At 69.5% G+C, this 18,894-nt stretch carries 8 protein-coding genes and 1 pseudogene; 1 reads left to right on the forward strand and 8 read right to left on the reverse strand.

What is annotated here, in order from left to right:
• Positions 1 to 188: 188 nt before the first annotated feature.
• The gene (locus JHW38_RS10015; RefSeq protein WP_207525766.1) at positions 189 to 3,344 is read left to right on the forward strand and encodes a calcium-binding protein; all 3,156 of its coding nucleotides are present in this window, start codon (positions 189 to 191) and stop codon (positions 3,342 to 3,344) included.
• Between the two features lie 180 nt (positions 3,345 to 3,524).
• On the opposite strand, the gene JHW38_RS25695 is transcribed toward JHW38_RS10015, so the two are convergent.
• The 8 genes and pseudogenes from JHW38_RS25695 to JHW38_RS10060 form a co-directional block, all read right to left on the reverse strand.
• The gene (locus tag JHW38_RS25695) at positions 3,525 to 5,810 is read right to left on the reverse strand and encodes a M14 family zinc carboxypeptidase (RefSeq protein WP_207525767.1); all 2,286 of its coding nucleotides are present in this window, start codon (positions 5,808 to 5,810) and stop codon (positions 3,525 to 3,527) included.
• A gap of 400 nt (positions 5,811 to 6,210) precedes the next feature.
• Positions 6,211 to 8,223: a proprotein convertase P-domain-containing protein gene (locus JHW38_RS10025; protein WP_207525768.1), complete on the reverse strand. Its 2,013-nt coding sequence runs from the start codon at positions 8,221 to 8,223 to the stop codon at positions 6,211 to 6,213.
• Positions 8,224 to 9,090: 867 nt separating this feature from the next.
• Positions 9,091 to 11,127 (reverse strand): proprotein convertase P-domain-containing protein, encoded by a 2,037-nt coding sequence (locus JHW38_RS10030; protein WP_207525769.1) that lies wholly within the window; start codon positions 11,125 to 11,127, stop codon positions 9,091 to 9,093.
• Between the two features lie 440 nt (positions 11,128 to 11,567).
• Entirely contained in the window at positions 11,568 to 12,155 is a 588-nt protein-coding gene (locus tag JHW38_RS25915) for a proprotein convertase P-domain-containing protein (RefSeq protein WP_428995317.1), read from the reverse strand.
• A gap of 27 nt (positions 12,156 to 12,182) precedes the next feature.
• Positions 12,183 to 13,496: pseudogene (locus JHW38_RS25760) on the reverse strand (M12 family metallo-peptidase); the annotation flags it as partial.
• Between the two features lie 447 nt (positions 13,497 to 13,943).
• Positions 13,944 to 15,386 carry a S8 family serine peptidase gene (locus tag JHW38_RS10050; protein ID WP_207525770.1) on the reverse strand — a complete coding sequence of 481 codons (1,443 nt, stop codon included), beginning with the start codon at positions 15,384 to 15,386 and terminating at the stop codon, positions 13,944 to 13,946.
• 400 nt (positions 15,387 to 15,786) lie between these two features.
• A complete protein-coding gene (locus JHW38_RS10055) occupies positions 15,787 to 16,161 on the reverse strand; it encodes a hypothetical protein (protein ID WP_207525771.1) in 375 nt (124 codons plus the stop codon).
• A gap of 851 nt (positions 16,162 to 17,012) precedes the next feature.
• Positions 17,013 to 18,446 (reverse strand): S8 family serine peptidase, encoded by a 1,434-nt coding sequence (locus tag JHW38_RS10060; RefSeq protein ID WP_207525772.1) that lies wholly within the window; start codon positions 18,444 to 18,446, stop codon positions 17,013 to 17,015.
• Positions 18,447 to 18,894: the final 448 nt, after the last annotated feature.

An 18,894-nucleotide genomic window follows, 5' to 3' on the forward strand; every position in this document is an offset into this window, starting at 1 on the left:
CACATTAAAAACATACTCGATGACGAACGCGTGTGATCGATCGATGCAATCGCCGCAAACCGGCCCCAGCGCGGTTTGCATTGCCTGATCGATATCACTATTACTCGCTGCGGCTCCGCATGCGCGCCGGCGGACAGCGTGGGCGCGGGCCGAGCCGTCACGCATCCGCCCACGACCAAAGGAAGGCCATGAACGCGAACCACCACGCGCTGCTCGACACGCCGGAACAGGACGTCCTGCACGCAGCTCCGCCCGCCGCAGCCGTCGCCGCACCGCTCGCCGGCGCGATCGCCGGCGAAGGCAACGACATCGTCGACGGCGACGCCGGCGACAACGTCCTCGACGGACTCGGCGGCCAGGACTTCCTGTTCGGCGGCGACGGCGCCGACACCCTGATCGGCGGAACCGGCAACGATACGCTGGACGGCGGCGACGACGACGCCAGCGACGTCTTCCGGTTCGAGGCCGGCTTCGGCCAGGACACCATCGTCAATCGCCGCCGCGGCACCGCCGGCAGCGTCGATGCGATCGAGTTCGGCGCGGGCATCGCCGCCGCCGACGTCAAGGTCAGACGCGACTACTACGGGCTGACGTTGACGATCGCCGGCAGCACCGACCGGATCCGCATCGACGGGTACTTCGCGCCTTCGCTCGACCCCGCGTCCGCGGACGGCCTCCCGATCGACGAAGTCCGCTTCGCCGACGGTACGGTGTGGCGGTTGGCCGACCTGCTCGCGATGCTCGTCGTCCCGACCGAGCAGGACGACGGGCTTTCGTTCGGCGCCGACAGCGACATCGTCAACCTGCTGGGAGGCAACGACATCGTCTATGCCGGCGACGGCGACGACATCGTTCTCGGCGGCGCCGGCGACGACATGCTGGTCGGCGAGGACGGCGACGACAGCCTCGCCGGCGGCAACGGCAACGATACCCTGTACGGCGGCAAAGGCGCCGATCTGCTGCAGGGCGGCGCCGGCGACGACATGCTGTGGGACGGAGCCAACGACGACGGCAGCGACGCCGGACTCAACAGCGACGACCGCCTGAACGGTGGCGCCGGCAACGACTACTTGCACGGCGGCGGCGGCAGCGACACCTATCGCTTCGACAAAGGATTCGGCAACGACATCCTTCAAGAAGAAAGGACATACTTCGATACCGCCCGAAACACGATCGAGTTCGGCGCCGGGATCAAGGCGGCTGACCTTCTCGTGCGCCGCGAGGGCATGGGGCTGCTGCTGAGCCTGGCCGGCAGCAGCGATACGGTCCTGATCCAGAACTATTTCGCCGATTACCAGGACGACAGCTTCCAGATCGCCAGCGTGCGTTTCGCCGATGGCACCGTCTGGGACGAAGCCCAGTTGCTCTCGCGCCTGCCGGGGCCGAGCGAATCGGACGATGTGGTCTCCGGCACGGCCGGCAACGATACGCTCGCCGGACTCGGCGGCAACGATCTGCTGCTCGGCCAGGGCGGCGACGATGTCCTGCGCGGCGGCGACGGCCACGACACCCTGCGCGGCGGCGCCGGCAACGACCGGCTGGAAGGCGGCCTGGGCCAGGACGCGTTGGACGGCGGCGCCGGCGACGACATCCTCGACGCCGGCGAGGACGGCGGATCCATGTACGGCGGCACCGGCGCGGACCTGATGATCGGCGGCAGCGGCAACAACCACATGGAAGGCGGCTACGACAACGACAGCGACATTTTCCGGTTCGGGCCGCGCTTCGGGCAGAGCATGATCTTCAATTCGAGCGCGCGCACCGACGGCGTCGTCGACGCGATCGAGTTCGGCGCCGGCATTTCGGCCGCCGACGTCAAGGCGATGCGCCGCGGCGAGTCGTTGATCCTGGCCGTGCCCGGCACCGGCGACTCGATCATGGTCTACGAACACTTCAGCTACGGGCCCGAGCACAGCGCCAGCCACCGGATCGACGAGGTCCGCTTCGCCGACGGCACCGTCTGGACCCTGGCCGACCTGACCGCGATGCTGCTCGAAGCCAGCGCCCAGGACGACGGGATCTCGCTGACCGACGGCGACGATTCCATCGATGCGCTGGCCGGCAACGACTACGTCAACGGGTACGCCGGCGACGACATCCTGCTCGGCGGCGCCGGCGACGACTTCCTGTACGGCGGCGACGGCGACGATCGGCTCGTCGGCGGCGACGACAACGACGTCCTGACCGGCGGCGCGGGCAACAACGTTCTGCTCGGCGGCAACGGGAGCGACGCACTGCGCGGAGGCGACGACGACGACCGTCTCAACGGCGGCGCCGGCGACGATGTGCTGACCGGATACCTGGGCAGCGACACCTATCGTTTCGACAAGGGTTTCGGCAACGACAGGATCGCCGACTACGACGATTATGGCGCCGGCGACATCGACACGATCGAGTTCGGCGTCGGGATCAAGGCCGCCGATATTGCGGTGCAGCGCCAGAACGCAGCCCTGGTTCTGGCCGTGGCCGGCACCGGCGATACGGTGACGATCGACAACCATTTCGGCGATTACGCCAATTTCCAGATCGAACGCGTCCGCTTCGCCGACGGCACGATCTGGACGGCGGCGGACCTGCTGGCGCGCCTGCCCGCCCCCGGCGCGGGCGACGACCAATGGACGGGCGGCGACGGCAACGACACGATCGACGGCCTGAGCGGCCACGATACGCTGTCCGGCCGGGGCGGCGACGACACCTTGCGCGGCGGCGACGACACTGACGTTTTGCGCGGCGAATCCGGCAACGACCTGCTGCAGGGCGACAGCGGCGCCGACACGCTGGACGGCGGCCTCGGCGACGACAGCCTGCACGGCGGCGACGGCGACGATACCCTCGTCGGCAACCTGGGCAACGACGTGCTCGACGGCGGAGCCGGCAACGACCAACTGGTCGGCGACACCGGCATGGACGTCTATTGCTTCGACGTGGGTTTCGGCAACGACACCATTTACGACTACTTCCCGATGATGTACCGCGACTTCGAGAAGAATGCGATCGAGTTCGGCGCCGGAATCTCCGCAGCCGATATCGAAGTGCGGCAAGTGGGGCAAGACCTGCTGCTGGCGATGGTCGGCAGCACCGATACGGTCACCGTGACCGGCCAGTTCGGCGACTGGGACTACGGTATGGGAAGCACCGTCTTCGGCGTCGATGCAGTCCGCTTCGAAGACGGAACGGTGTGGAACAGGGCGGACATCTTCGCGCGTCTGCCCGGCTCCAGCGGCATCGCCGAAGCCTCGGGACTGGTCCAGGCGATGGCCGAATCCGGCGGCGCGGCCTTGGCCGCATCGCCGTCGCTGGCGCAGGTCTGCGGCAACAACGCCTTCACGATCCTGCCGGTCTGAGCGCGGCCCGGTGCGCGGCGGCGACGGACGCCGCGCACCGATGGCATCAGGCGCCGCGAACCCGCGCCGGCGGCTGCGCGCCGCCCGGCCCGGCGCAGACACGAAAACGCCGCGGCGCAGGCCGCGGCGTTCGTTCTGCGCGCGTCGCGGCCGGCGGGCCGCGACGCGGACGTCGGCGCATCAGAAGGTGATGCTCCAGGCGTCGATCCGCCCGGTATCGCCGCTGGCGTTGTCGTTGACCCGCAGCTTCCAGGTGCCGTTCAACGGCTCGCTCGACAAGTCCTTGTTGAACGTGCCGATGACGTTGTCGGCGCTGCCGCCGGTGCGGTTGTGGATGTTGTAGAGGGTTCCGTCCGGCGCGACCAGGTCGACCTTCAGATCGCTCTTGTAGGTGTGGTAGATCGTCACCTGCACCGGCGTGCTGGCCGAACCGTTGCCGCTGCGGCCGGAAACCACGATCGAGCTCTCCACCGTGGCGTTGTCGACGATGGCCACGTCGGTGTCGTTGCTGTAGGTCTGCGCGCCGCCGCTGCCGACGGTGACCGAACCGGTCTTGGTGTTGGTCGCGCCGTCGTCGTCGGTCACGGTCAGGGTGACGGTGTAGGTGCCGGCGGACGCGTAGGTCTTGCTCGGATTGGTCGCGGTCGAGGTGGTGCCGTCGCCGAAGTTCCAGCTGCGCGAGGCGATGGTGCCGTCGCTGTCGCTGGAGGTGTCGGTGAAGCTGACGCTGAGCCCGCTGGCGGTGCTGCTGAAGTTCGCGGTCGGCGGGTTGTTGGTGCCCGGGCCGCCGCCGGTCACGGTGAAGCGCGCGGCGTTCGGCGTGCCCGGCTTGCCCGAGGCGTCGGTGCCTTGCACGTAGACCGTATGCACGCCCGCGGCCAGGCCGCCGGTCGGGATCGAACCGGTGACGTTCTCGTTGCTGCTGTTGAAGCTGCCGTCGCTGGCGCTCAGTGCGATCGCCACCGCCCCGCTCGCCCACGGCGGCGTGTCGATGTAGGCGCGCGCCGAGGCGATGTTCTGCACCGCTTCGCTGCCGTTGCTCTGGTTGAACTGGCCGTCGTTGACGTTGGCGGTGACCGTGACCGGCGTACCGGCCGGCACCGACGAAGACGACACGCTCACCGAGGTCGTGTCCGGCCCGCTCGGCAGCTGCAGCGGCGCCCACAGCGTACGCGCCAGATAGCGCAGCGTGCGCAGGTTGTTCGGCAAGGTCGTGCCGGTGAAGCTGCTGCAGCTTTCGAAGAAGCTGCCGCCGAGCTCGATGGTGTAGCTGGGCACGCCGAGCAGGCCGTACATGGTGTCGTCGGTGGTGCCGTCGGTGGCGTAGAGCTCGTCGGACTGCTGCGGCCGATAGCCGGTGAAATACGCCATGCGCCGGCCCAGGGTCTGCAACGCGTCGCGGTTCGGCGCCGGGTTGCTGGTGTCGCCCCACGACCACAGCACCTGCGCGGCGTTGCTGTGGATGTCGATGAACACGCCCTGGTAGTCGGCCGGCGTCGGCGTATTGACGTCGTCGGGACGGCGGTCGGGGAAGATGCCGCCGGTGTAGACGCCGTTGCTGCCGCGGGTGCCGGCGACCAGGCGCATCAGGTTCTGGGTTTCCGGATCCGACGACGCGGTCGGGCCGCGATAGGTCTCGGCGCACTGGTTGCCGCTGGAGCCGCCGGACACGCTGTTCCAGTGGTACGGGAAATTGCGGTTGAGGTCGGTGCCGAAGCTGCTCGCGCTGCAACCGCCGCCGTTGCTGTTGTTGACGTTCTTGCGCCAGGACGAACCGGCCTCGGCCTTCTTGCGTCCGTCGGGGTTGGCGTTGAGCACCAACTGGAAGGCGAAGTTGTCGAGCAGCCAGGTCGCTTCGGCGTCGGTGCCGTAGCCGTTGACCAGGCCTTCGGCGAAGCGCGTGACCAGTTCGGCCGGCGCGTACTCGCGCGCGTGGATCGAACCGAACAGCACCAGCGTCGGCTTGTTCGGCAGCGCCGCGTCGGTCGCCGAGTTGGTCAGCTTGAACACCTTCATGTCGTAGCCGGTGCCGGCGTTCTGGGTCTTCTGCCAGCTCGGCCCGATGACCCGCACGCTGGCCAGCTGCGGCTTGCTCGCGGCGAGCTGGTCCATGGTCTGGTAGGTTTCTTCGACCGTGCGGAAGCAGGTGTAGCCGGGGATGCTCTTGGCGCCGTTCAACGAAGACTTCAGCGCGCTTTGCAGGCGCTGCATCTGCGCGGTGGATTCCTGGTCGACTTCGTACTGGAAGCCCGCGGCGCGCAACGCGGCCAGGTCTTCGGGCATGGCTTCGACCTTCACGGTCTTGGCCTGACGGTCGACGATCAAGTGCTGGAAGCGCGAGGCGATGCGTTGCAGCTGCTTGGGATTTTCGTATTTGGCGGTGACGAACACGGGCTGATCGTCGGCGGCCGCGGCGCTGGCGGACAGCGCCAGCAACAGCGGCAACGCGGCAGTGTGGAAGCGCATTGGGAGACTCTCCAAGGACCGGTGCGGTGGGCGGCGACGCGCGATGCGCGCGCCGGAGTCATGCTGTGGATGCGCGGTGGGCGCTGGCAAGCGCCGTGCGGCGCGTAACTTGCGTGTATTCGTGAAGCAGACCAGCAGATCGCAGCTGTGCGCAGTGGCGCACAGTTCGGTCGCTTCCTGTAGGAGCGGCGCGAGCCGCGACCGCGAATCCGCAACTACGGCGCAACTGGCTGCAACCCGCGGCTGCGGCAACTCGCGCGCGCGATGGCGGGTTTCGCCGTGGTTGCGGATTCGCGGTCGCGGCTCGCGCCGCTCCTACAGGGGGACACGAAACAATGCGGTGCCCCGAAAAAAGCCGCGGCCCGAAGGCCGCGGCGTGGTGCGGGTCAAACCGGTCGGATCAGAACGTGATGCTCCACTTGTCGATGCGGCCGGTGTCGGCGGTGGCGTTGTCGTTCACCCGCAGCTTCCAGGTGCCGTTGAGCGCTTCGCTCGACAGGTCCTTGGTGAAGGTCTGGATGATGTTGTCGGCGCTGCCGCCGGTGCGGTTGTGCAGGTTGTAGACGGTGCCGTCCGGCGCGACCAGGTCGACCTTCAGGTCGCTGCGGTAGGTGTGGTAGATCGTCACCTGGATCGGCGTGGTCGCCGAGCCGTTGCCGGTGCGGCCGGACACCACGATGTTGCTCTCGACGGTGGCGTTGTCGGGAATCGCCACGTCGGTGTCGTTGGTGTAGGTCTGCGCGCCCGGGCCGCCGGACACCGTGACCGCGCTGGTCTTGGTGTTGGTGGCGCCGCCGTTGTCGGTGACCGTCAGGGTGACGTTGTAGGTGCCCGCCGCGCTGTAGGTCTTGCTCGGGTTGGTCGCGGTCGAGGTGGTGCCGTCGCCGAAGTTCCAGCTGCGCGAGCTGATGCTGCCGTCGCTGTCGCTGGAGCTGTCGGTGAAGGTCGCGGTCAGGCCGCTGGTGGTGAAGCTGAAGTTCGCGGTCGGCGGAACGTTCGGCGTGCCGCCGCCCGAATCCAGGCCGTCGATGAACTGCGCGCCGGTGTTGGCCGGATCGAGCCAGTCGCTCAGGCGCGAAGCCGCGGCGCCGCCGCCGGTCCACGAGGTGAACACGCGGCCGTACTGGTCGCTGCGGTTGGTGCCGGTCGCGCTGCAGCTCGACGGGCCGCCGTGCAGCTGGCCGAGCACGCGCTTTTCCGGGCTGTAGATCGGCGAACCCGACGAACCCGGCTCGGTCACGCCGCCGGTCGGCTGCCACTGCACGTTCAAGTGGGTGGTGCCGGCGCCGCCGCCCCAGGCCACGAACGAGGTCGGGCTGGTCGAGTTGCTGATGCGCTTCTCGGCCACGTTCGGGTGATGGATGGCGATCGCGCCCGGATAGTTCTGGTCGCGGCGGTCCCAACCGGCCCAGAACAGGTTGAACGCCGGGTTGGCCGCGTTGTTCAACTCGAGCAGGGTGAAGTCGGAGGTGGCGTAGGTCGCCTTGACCGTCGAGCCGGTCTGGCTCTGGCTCATCGAGCCGTCGCCGTTGGCGCCGCTGGCCGGCGTGTTCGGCGCGCGGCAGGTCGAGTTCTGGTAGTTCCAGTACACCACGATCGACGCGGCGGTCGAGGCGGTGCCCATGCCGCAGTGGTGCGCGGTCAGGAAGTACATCTTCCGGTCGTTGGCGGTGTTGTTGACCAGCGAGCCGGTGCAGGCCAGCGAACCGTTCTTGGAGTACGCCGCCACCGAGCGGATGATGTCGCGGCGGCCGTCGCCTTCGGGGCAGACCACGTCGATGTTGCACGAACCGGACACGCCCTTCTCGCCGTTCTGCTCGGCCAGGCGGCGCGCCAGCGGGCCGAAGCCGACGTAGTCGTGGTTGACCTTGGTCAGATGCAGGCGCAGCTGATCGGCCTTGGCGCGCGGCACCACCACTTCGATGACCGCTTCGGCGCCCGGCACCACCGCCGTCCACAGCTGGCGCTGCGCGTTGTTGTTGCTGGCGTCGTACTGGCTGATCAGGGCGCGGTCGCCGCCGGCGGCCTGGGTGGCCGGATACACCAGCAGGCGGCCGCCTTCGGGCATGTAGAAATCGGTGAAGCCGAAGTTCAGCGACAGCGCCTTCTCCGAACGCACGCGCTGGCGCCAGATCAGGGTGTCGGCGTCGACCGACTCCCACACGCCGGAGTTCTGCGGCGTCATGTCGACCGTCATCGGCTGGGCGAAGCGCGGGATGTCGCCGCGCGCTTCGCGCACGCGATCCTCGGCCTTGAGCTTGGCCACGTCGACCGCCGGCATGCTGCGCAGGGCGATCTTGTCGAGGCCGGAAAGATTGGCGTGATCGAACGCCGCGGGCCGCGAAGCCGGCGCGGCGAGAGCGGCGCTGATCGACAAACCGAGCAACATCAGGGAACCACAAATGCGTTTCATTGGGTCTCTCCGTCCGTGATTTGGGCAAGATCGCGACGCCCGGCGTGGCCGGTGCTGGATGGCGATTGGCGTCGGATCAGGCGATGGGAACTGGATGCTCCAGCGAGTGAGGCAGGGACTGCCGCATGCTTCCCCTACAGCTTGCGTTTGAAGCTGGCTTGCGTGTGACGCTGGCTTTCGTTTGACGCTGGCTTGTGCATGAAGCCGGCGCGCGTGCGGAACCGGACGACTTGGAATCCGGTTCGCGCTCGCGTCCGTCGTGCGTAGGTAGCGCTTCGTCGCAGCGATTGCGTTGTCGATCCGCGTGACAACTTCCGCGTGGCGTCGGCATTCGCCGCATTCGCCACGGCAGCGACTTTGAATCACCCCCGTCGCGCACAACAAGACGCAAATCCGCCGGTTCCACATAGCATCCGTGCCTCGCGTCACGCATACGACTAAGAGTTGTTGCAGATGAAATCGGTGGAAAAAACAGGAAATCGGAATTGAGAACGCGCGCGAATTCAGAATGCGCCGCAGCGCACGAAGGGCTGGAACTTCGAGGTAGGGAGGCGGATATCCGCACGCTTGTTCGGAAAATTTTCCGCCCGCGCGAACGCGAAACCCACGGCGAAGCGACTGTAGGAGCGGCGCAAGCCGCGACCGCGCCGGCGCACCTGCGACGCGACCGGCCGCAGCCCGCGGCGGCGGCGAGTGCCGCGCTCGATGGCCGTTGACGTCGCAGGCGCGGTGGCGCGGTCGCGGCTTGCGCCGCTCCTACAGGGAGGCATCGAAGAAGGCGGCGATCGGGACGCATCGAAACAAAAAAGCCCCGGCGGAAGCCGGGGCTTGGGTGCCGCGCGGGCCGTTACGGCCCTGCGGTCAGGATCAGAACGTGATCGTCCAGTTGTTGATGTAGCCCGTGTCCGCCGATGCGCGATCGGCCGCGCGCAGCTTCCACGTACCGTTGAGCGCTTCGCTCGACAGGTTCACCGTGTAGGTCTTCTTGATGTTGTCGGTGCCCGAGCCGGTGCGGTTGTGCAGGTTGTACACCGAACCGTCCGGCGCGATCAGATCGACGATCAGGTCGCCCTGGTAGGTGTGGACGATGTCGACCGCGACCTGGGTGTTGCTCGGCGCGTTGCCGGTGCGGCCGCTGACGCTGATCGAGCTGGTCACGCCGGTGGCGTTGTTGTCCGGAATGTTGACGTCGGCGCCGTTGCTGTAGGTCTGCACGCCGCTGCTTCCGACCGTGACCGTGCCGGTCTTGGTGTTGGTCGCGCCGGCGTTGTCGGTGACGGTCAGGGTGACGGTGTAGCTGCCCGCCGCGCTGTAGGTCTTGCTCGGATTGGTCGCGGTGGAGGTCGTGCCGTCGCCGAAGTTCCAGCTGCGCGACGCGATGCTGCCGTCGCTGTCGGTCGAGCTGTCGGTGAAGCTCACCGTCAGCCCGCTCGCCGACGAACTGAAGTTCGCCACCGGCGCCTGGTTGCCCGGCGTACCGGACGAATCCAGGCCGTCGACGAACTGCGCGCCGGTGCCGGAGGTGTCGAGCCAGTCGCTCAGGCGCGTGGCCGCGGTGCCGCCGCCGGTCCAGGAGGTGAACACGCGGCCGTAGTAGTCGGCCTTCTGTTCCTGCGGCACGGTGCAGCTCGACGGGCCGCCGTGCAGCTGGCCGATCACGCGCTTGTCCGGGCTGTACAGCGGCGAGCCCGACGAACCCGGCTCGGTCACGCCGCGGTTGACGCCCCACTTCACGAACAGATGGGTGCCGTTGGGAACCGTCGGCGGGTTGTAGTCGGCGCCGCCGTAGCCGGTGAAGCGCGACGCGCTGTCGGAGAAGCTGATGCGCTTGTCGGCGACGTTGGGATGGTGGATGGCGATCGAGTTCGGATAGTTCTGGTCGCGGCGGTCCCAGCCGGCCCAGTACAGGTTGTAGGCCGGATTCGCCGCGGTGCTCAGCTCGAGCAGGGTGAAGTCGGACGCGGCGTTGGTCGCGCGCAGGGTCGCGCCGGTCTGCGACTGCGACAGCGAGCCATCGCCGTCGGCGCCGCTGGCGGCCGAGCCCGGCGTGCGGCAGGTCGAATTCTGGTAATTCCAGTAGACCACCATCGAGTTGTTGACCGAGGCGCTGGTCATGCCGCAATGGTTGGCGGTCAGGAAGTACATCTTCTTGTCGTTCGCGGTGTTGTTGACCAGCGAACCGGTGCACCACATGGTGCCCTGCTTCGAATAGGCGCCGACCGCGCGGATGATGTCGCGGAAGCCATTGCCTTCCGGGCAGACCACGTCGATCTCGCAGCTGCCCGAGGCGGCCTTGGTGCCGGCCTGCTGCTGCGCGGCGCGCACCAGCTTGCCGAAGCCGACGTAGTCGTGGTTGACCTTGGCCAGATGCAGCTTGAGCTCGCCGAGCTTGGCCTTCGGCACGACCACTTCGATCACCGCTTCGTCGCCGACCACGACCGGCGTCCACAGTTCGCCGAAGGCGTTGTTGTCGGCGCTGGAGAAGCTGCGCACGCGGCCGGCGGCCGAGGCCGGGCCCTGGTCGGCCGGGTAGATCAGCATGCGCGCGCCGGCCGGCAGCTTGAACTTGTCGAAATGGAAGTTCAGCGACAGCGCGTCCTTGGACTCGATGCGGGTACGCCAGATCGCGGTGTCGGCGTCGAGGTCTTCCCATTCGCCGTCCTTGAGCGTGTCGATGTCGACCGCCAGCGCGGTGGCGAAGCGCGGGACTTCGTTGCGCGCGTTGCGCTTGACGTCTTCGGCGCGCAGCTTGGCGACGTCGACCGCCGGCATGGTGCGCAGGGCGATGCGGTCGACGCGGGTCAGGCGGGCGTGGTCGAACGCGGCCGGGCGCAGGGCCGGCGCGGCCAGCGCGCTGCCGATGGACAGCGCGAGCAGGCCGAGGCTGAGGCAAATTCGTTTCATATCGGTCTCCATCAAGTGGGATGCAGCGATGGCGCCGCCGGGCGGCGGCGCGATGGGCATGGCGACGAGCGAATCGATGCGGCGGTGCGGCTATGCGGAGGTGCGGTTATGCGGAGGTGCGGCTATGCACAGACGCGGCTATGCACAGATGCGGCGATACGGCCGCCATCCGCGCCGCGGCGGCGCGGCGCGCGCACCGGTCCGAGGCGAACCGGGCGCGGCCGCGACCGCGACCGCGGCGGCCCGCGTCCGGGCCGCTGCGCGTCGGCGCGTTGCCGCGTCCGGCGGCGAAGCCGGACGCGGCGATGGCGTTGCGCTCCCCTCAGCGCGGACGCCCGGCGGCACGGGCCGCCGGACGGTGTTGCCGGCCTTGCGGCCGTGAAGCGCGAACGCGTGCCCTGCCCCGCGCGCCGCGGCTGCGGCGCCGCGCGAGGCCGGTTTCAGAACGTGAGGCCGAAGCTGTTGATGTAGCCGGTGTCCTGCGCGGCGCGGTCGGCGACGCGCAGCTTCCAGGTGCCGTTGAGCGCTTCGCTCGACAGGTTCTTGGTGTAGGTCTGGTTGATGTTGTCGGCGCTGCCGCCGGTGCGGTTGTGCAGGTTGTAGACCGAGCCGTCCGGCGCGATCAGGTCGACGATCAGGTCGCCCTGGTAGGTGTGGACGATGTTGACCGCGATCTGGGCGTTGCTCGGCGCGTTGCCGCTGCGGCCCGACACGGCGATCGAGCTGGTGACGCCGGTGGCGTTGTTGTCGGGAATGTTGATGTCGGCGCCGTTGCTGTAAGTCTGCACGCCGCCGGCCGAAACCGTGACCGACGCGGTCTTGCTGTGGGTCGCGCCGCCGTTGTCGGCGACGGTCAGCTTGACCGTGTAGGTGCCGGCCGCGGCGTAGGTCTTGCTCGGGTTGGTCGCGGTCGAGGTGGTGCCGTCGCCGAACTCCCAGCTGCGCGAGGCGATGGTGCCGTCGCTGTCGGTCGAGCTGTCGGTGAAGCTCACCGTCAGCCCGCTGGCCGACGAGCTGAAGTTCGCCACCGGCGCGGTGTTGCCGCCCGGCGCGCCGCGGAACGCCGCGACCGCGGCCTTGGTCTGCACCAGCACGCGCTGGTTGTGGTTGCGGTCGGCGGTGCCCATGGCGATGCCGTTGTAGGTCACGTCCGGGTTCGACCAGTAGTTCAGGCGCGGGCAGCCGCCGCTGCAGGCGTAGGCCATGATCGTGCGCCACTTGTTGCCGGTGGCCGGCTCGTAGCGGTAGCCGTGGCCGTAGGCGTACGGCGTGTTGGTCGGATCGGCGGCGGGATCGTGGCGCGCCGACAGCAGGTGGCCGATTTCGTGGGCGAAGCTGTAGTAGCCGGTAGCGCAGTCGTAGTGCACGGTCGCGAACGCGGTCGCCGCGGTCGAGCCGATCGAATCGGCCAGGCCGCAGTTGCCGGCGTCGTCGATGATCAGCACGCTGACGTCGGCGGCGTTGGCGTCGCGGCTGGCATGGATGTCGTCCATGTAGCCGTCGCTGGGATTGGCGAAGCGTTCTTCGTCGGTGAAGTGGCCGTCGCCGGCCGAGGTGTACTCGACGGTGCGGTAGTTGGCCAGTTCCAGTTGGATGCCGACGTTGGAGTTGGCGTAGCCCTGGTTGCTCTCGGCGATGGCCAGATCGACCAGCGCGCGCATGTCGCCGCCGTAGGCGGTCACCGCCTGGTTGGTGGCGACGACCTGGACGCGGATGGTCGCGGTCGCGCCGGGATCCACCGCGGCCGGGCCGACCGCGGCGAGCGCGGCGCGGCTCGCCGCGCGCATGTCGATCTGCGGCAGGTCCGAATCGCGGTAGCCGGCCGGGTGGTCCGGCGGCATCCGGCTTTCGTCGACTTCGACCACGGCGTGGGTGCCGTCGGCGAGCGGACGGATGCGGTAGAGCTTGCCGTCCACGCGCACGTTGCCGGTCACGCCGTCGCCGCGGCGCACCAGCGCGACCGAGTTGCGTTCGTCGCGGCGCGTTTCGCGCGCGTCGTGCGCGGCCGCCTTGGCGTTCTCTTTCAGATGGCCGAGCCATACCGTGCCGCCGTCGCCGGTGTCGCGCGCGTTGTCGAGCACGGCATTGACCAGATGCGAGCCCAGGCGCAGCTCGATCTCGCGCGTGGCCTTGGACACGAGCCTGGCGTCGGCGCGCTGCAGTTGCAGCGAGGCGGTCGCCGGCGCGGCGGCCAGGCGCTTGGCGCCGAGCGCGGCGGCGGACGGCGCGGCGGCGATGCCGGCGCGCGCGGCGGGCGCGTCGCCGAGGAACAGCGGCTGCGCGGCGAACGCCGGCAGGATCGCGAATCCGGACAACAGTACAGCGGCACGCGCGGCATGGCGCGCGCGCAGGCGTGAGGTGGTGCGCATGTTGTTGAACCCCGAAGTAGAAGGCCGCGCTGCGGCCGCAAAGTAGGTTGAAGCGTCGATGGCGCCGGCGCGTCGCCCGCGCGCGTGGTCCGCTGCGCGTGCGCGTCCGGTCGTGTCGCGGATCGGATCGTCGGCCCGTCCGCACTACGACGCTAACGGCATCGGGCCGGCACCGGCAATGCTTCGCAAGCGCTTGCGGCGCTTACCTTCGTGATGCCTGTCATGCATCGTAAAAATGCTCGATCGGCGCGGTTTTTTACGTCTCATCCGGCGATACGGACGCAAGAAAAAACCCCGGCCGGAGCCGGGGTCTGCAACTGCTGCAATGCGATGCGCGATGCCGCGGGCAATGCGGCTGCGCCCGCGACCTCGCCCCGGCCGAAGCCGCGGCGCGATCGCCGATGCGGCGGCGGCAAGGACGCAGGCGCCTGCCGCCGCCGACGCACGTTACGGCGTGGCGGTGCGCGCCGCCTGCACCGCCGCGGCCGCGTCGACCAGACCGGCGCCGCAACCGCCCGAGCAGTTCTTGGCGGCGATCGGCCGCGCCGTGCTCTTGAGGATCTGCTCGACCTTGTCCGGCGACAGCTTCGCCGGCGCCGCGGCCTGGATCAGCGCGGCGATGCCGGCGACGTGCGGCGATGCCATCGAGGTGCCGGCCAACGGGCCGTACTTGTTGCCGGCCACGGTCGAGATGACGCCATCGGTCGCGCTCGGCCCCAGCAGGCTGTTTTCGCCGCCCGGCGCGGTCACGTCGATGGTCGCGCCGAAGTTGGAGTACGAGGCGCGCTTGCCGCTCTTGTTGGTCGCCGCGACGCTGATCGCGCCGTCGCAGCTGGCCGGCGAGTAGTTGGCGACGTCCTTGTTGCTGTTGCCCGCGGCGACGACCACGACCGTGCCGTTGGCCCGCGCCTCGGCGATGGCGGCCTGATAGGCCGGCATGGCGCTGCAAGGCTTGCCGTTGCCGAGCGAAAGATTCATCACATCGGCGCGATTGGGATTGGCGGGGACGCCGGAAACGCTGCCGCCGGAAGCCCACACGATCGCGTCGGCCACGTTCGAGCTCATGCTGGAACCGCCCTTGCCGGAAACGCGCAGCGGCAGGAGCTTGGCGTTGTACGCCACGCCAAGGCCGCCCTTGGCGTTGTTGCCCACGGCCGCGACGGTGCCGGCGACATGCGAGCCGTGCCCGTTCTTGGTCGAGTCCTCGGGATCGGGGTCGCGTGCGTCGCCGTCGCCGGACGCGCCGCAATCAGGGTCTTTGCCGGCGTCGACGCATTGCTGTCCGTAACCGGTCGCGGTGTCGATGAAGTCGTAGCCCGGCAGCAAATTGGCGGCGAGGTCCGTATGCGTGGCGTAGATTCCCGAATCGATCACCGCGACCACGATGCCGCTGCCGGTGCTCATGCTCCACGCGCTCGGCGCGCGGATGCCCGCGGCGCTATCGGCGTAATGCCACTGCTTGCTGAGGTCGGGATCGTTCGGCACCGCGAACTCGGTCTGCAGTTCGTCGATCTGGACGAACGCGACGTTGGGGTCGGCCGCGATCTGGCGCATCAGGGTTTCGGTCTGGCCGCGGTCGAGCGCGGCGTCGGTGGCGACGACGCGGGCGCCGCTGAGGATCATCGCCCGCACCGGCTTCAGCCCGAGGCCTTGCTTGAGCGAGGCCGGCAGCGCCGCGCGCGACGCGGCGGCGTTCAGCGAGGAGCGCAGGTTCTGCGGCGCCTGGGTCGGCGCGCTGCCCGGCACGTAGCCGACGATGAAACGGCTGTAGTGGCCGTTCGGCTTCAGGTTGTCGAGGTACACCTGGCCGGCCATCGCCGGCGCGGCGGCGCACAGGACGAGCGAGGTGGCGACAGCGAGCGCAAGCGCGCGGCGGGGCGAAGACTTCATGGATCGCATTCCCTAGATTGATTGAATCGGTGGTGTCGGCATTCGGCACCGCGTCCGCGGGGACCGCTGTGCGCTCTCGGGCGGGCCCGCGATACGCGCGGCCCGATCACAGACTGGCGCGGCGATGCGGTTGCGCGGCCGCGAAAGGGTCGCGCACGCCCCGAAAAATCGTGACGGACATCACGCTGAATTTCTTTTAAGACTCGTCCTACCGCGCGAATGCCTGGGTCGCCCCCGACGCTGCGCGCAACGAAAAACCCCGGCGCGGGCCGGGGTTTTCGACTGCCGCAACGCGGCGCGGCGCGGCGATGGGGCGGGCGGCCGCTGTGGCTGCGGGCCGCGCCTTTGAGGCCGAGGTTCGCGGCGGCTCAGGCCGGACCCGCGCGCCGGCGCCCGCGCCTTACTTATCCACCGCCTCGGGCTGGCGGATGATCGGCCCGAGCGAGATGTGGTTGTCCGGCTCGATGAACTGCACGTCCGGATCGGCGGCGAACGCGTTCATCAGCGCCACCGCCTCGCCGCGGCTCAGCGCCGGGCTGACGCTGAACACGTCGGCGTTGATGCCCATGCGGTGCTTCCAGGTCAGCTTGAGCCCGCTCTTGCCGGCCTGCGCGGCGGTGCGGTCCAGGCGCGGCTGCACCGCGCCTTGTTGCTTCAGCGGCTGCGAATCGTCGCGGTACTTGACGATGAACTGGCCGAACGGGCCGGCGCCGGCGGGTTCGCCGACATGGGCCTTGGGCGCGCCGGGGTCGGCGGAGAGGCGGTCGGACGGCATGGGCTTGGGCTCCGGTGCGGAAGGGGCGCCTGCGACCGCAGCCTTCGCGGGCGGCGCGGCGGCCTCGGGCGAGACGTTGCCGGCGGCGCTGCAGGCGCCGACCGCCAGGCACAACGACGCGGCGGCGGCCGAAAGGACGAGGCGACGGGACGAAGACGGCATGCGGGCGACTCCTGGCTGCGGAATGGTCTGCAACGCGCGGCGAGGCGCGCTGGGGTCGATGTAACGGCGCGCCGGCCGAACCGCGGCTGAAAGCGCGCTGGATTGTCCCACAGCGTTGCGGAGTCCGGCGTTGGGCGGTCGTTCGCGACGGCTCGCGCGGGCGCGGCGGCGGCGGCGGCGGCATCGCAAGGGCGCCGGAATTTCGGCGCCGGCGGAATGAATGCGCGGCGGCGATGCCGACGCATGAACGCTCGTCGCTGCGCCTGTGCGGAAAATCCGTTCGCGGCCTGAGGTTGTCGATCCTGTTCGCGGAGATATGTTCGCGGCGATCCTGTTCGCGGAGAGCCTGTTCGCGGCGATCCGAAGCGAAGGCGCCGGGACTGACGTTCCTCCCGCAACCAAGCCGCGCGCCGCAGCCGGGCTCGCAGTCGCTGCGCAGTTGCCCGCGGGCCCGAGGTCCCTGCCCCGGCCAAGGCTCGCATCGAAACGGGAGCCCCGCGCAATGGCGTCGCGCGCCGGAGCCGAACTGCCACAGCGAAACCGCGCGCCGGCAGCGAAGCTGCCCACGCAACCAAGCCGCTCGTACGCGACAAGCCCCGGCCGAAGCCGGGGCCCGTCTACGGCCGCCGCGGTCCGCACGGGCGCCGCGCGCACGATCGCCGGCGCGCGCGGCGCTGCCGCGAGGCGGCTTACTTCGTCGCCGCCGCCACGGCCGCCGCCGCGTCGATGATGCCGGTGCCGCAGCCCTTCGGGCACTTGTTGCTGGCGATCGGCCGCGCGGTGCTCTTGAGCAGTTGCTTGACCTGCGCCGGCGTCTTCGACGGCGCCACCGACAGGATCAGCGCCGCGGCGCCGGCCACGTGCGGCGCGGCCATCGAGGTGCCCTGGTAGTACGCATAGCCGTTGTTGCCGACGGTGGACAGCACGCCGTTGGCATCGCCGGCATACAGGGTGGTGCCGCCCGGCGCGGCGAGGTCCATGCTCTGGCCCCAGTTCGAATACGAGGCGCGCGCGCCGCTCTTGTTGCTGGCGGCGACACGGATCACGCCGTTGCAGCTGGCCGGGGTGAAGCCGGCGACGTCGACGTTGCTGTTGCCGGACGCGACCACCACGGTCGAACCGTTGGCGACGGCGGTGTCGATCGCCGCCTGCCACGCCGGCGTGTCGCTGCACGGCGCCGCGCCGCCGAGCGAGAGGTTGATGACCTCGGCCGGATTGGGATTGGCCGGAACCCCGGCGACGCTGCCGCCGGAGGCCCACACCACCGCGTCGGCGATGTCCGAATCGCCGCCGAAGCCCTGGTTGCCGAGCGCCCGGATCGGCACGATGCGCGCGTTCGGCGCCACGCCGGCGACGCCGATGCCGTTGTTGGTCACCGCGGCGACCGTGCCGGCGACATGGGTGCCGTGCAGGATGCCGGACACGTCGTTGGGATTGGCGTCGCGGCCGTCGCCGTCGTCGGACTTGCCGCAGCCGGGGTTGGCGCCGGCGTCGCGGCACTCGGCGTCGGAAAAGCCGGTGGTCGAGGAAATCATGTCGTAGCCCGGCAGCAGGTTGGCGTTGAGGTCGGTATGCGACACCACGCCGCTGTCGACCACCGCGACCACCACGCCGCTGCCGGTGCTGGCGTTCCACGCGGTCGGCAGGCGGATGCCGACGGCGCTGTCGGCGTAATGCCATTGCTTGGAGAAGTTCGGGTCGTTCGCCGTCGCCTGCACGCGGCTGATGCCGTCGCGCTGGACGAACTCGACGTTCGGATCGGCGGCGATGCGCCGCATCAACGCCGCGGCCTCGGCGCGGCTGAGGTCGGCGTCGGACTGGATCACGCGGCCGCCGGGCATCAGCATCTGGCGCAACGGGCGCAGCTGGATGCGCCGGCTCGTCGACGCCGCCGGCTTCGCGCCCGCGGCCGCCCGCTCCAGCACCTGCGCCATCGCCTTCGGATCGGCGGCCGGCACGCTGCCGCTGCGCAGCTTGACGATGAAGCGGCTGTTGCCGTGGTCGAGAAGATTGCCGAGGTAGACCTGGCCGGCGAACGCCGGCGCGGCGAGGCCGGCCAGGGCCAGCGCGGTGGCGGCGGCGAGCAGGGTCTTGCCGGTCGTACGGTGGGTGAAGCTGGGCATCGTCGAGCGCTCCTGAAGGGGTTGCGAATGCGGCGCGCGGACGCCGCGCCGGTTACGCGGCGCGGCGGCGCATGGCGTGGGCAGACCGCGAAGGACAGGTCCGGCGTCGATGGTTGCGGACAGTGGAGCGCGGCGGCGCAGCCGAACGGGCGCGCCGGCCGCGTCGGAACGCAAACCCGGTCGCAATCGGATCGAATTCGGACGAGTCCTAGAAAGGCTCCCGTACGCAGGCGCCCGGCCAGATCGATAACGCGGCGGCTCCCTGTAGGAGCGGCGCGAGCCGCGACCGCGGTACCGCGCCTACGACGTCAGCAACCATCGAGCGCGGCGCTCGACGCCGCCGCGGGCTGCGGCCGGCTGCGTCGTATGTGCGGTGGCGCGGTCGCGGCTTGCGCCGCTCCTACAGGGGGCGACCGAAGGATTCGCGGATGAGCGGAACCGCAAAAAA

Origin of the sequence: Lysobacter enzymogenes (genome assembly GCF_017355525.1) — a bacterium.
Taxonomy (GTDB): Bacteria; Pseudomonadota; Gammaproteobacteria; order Xanthomonadales; family Xanthomonadaceae; genus Lysobacter; species Lysobacter enzymogenes_C.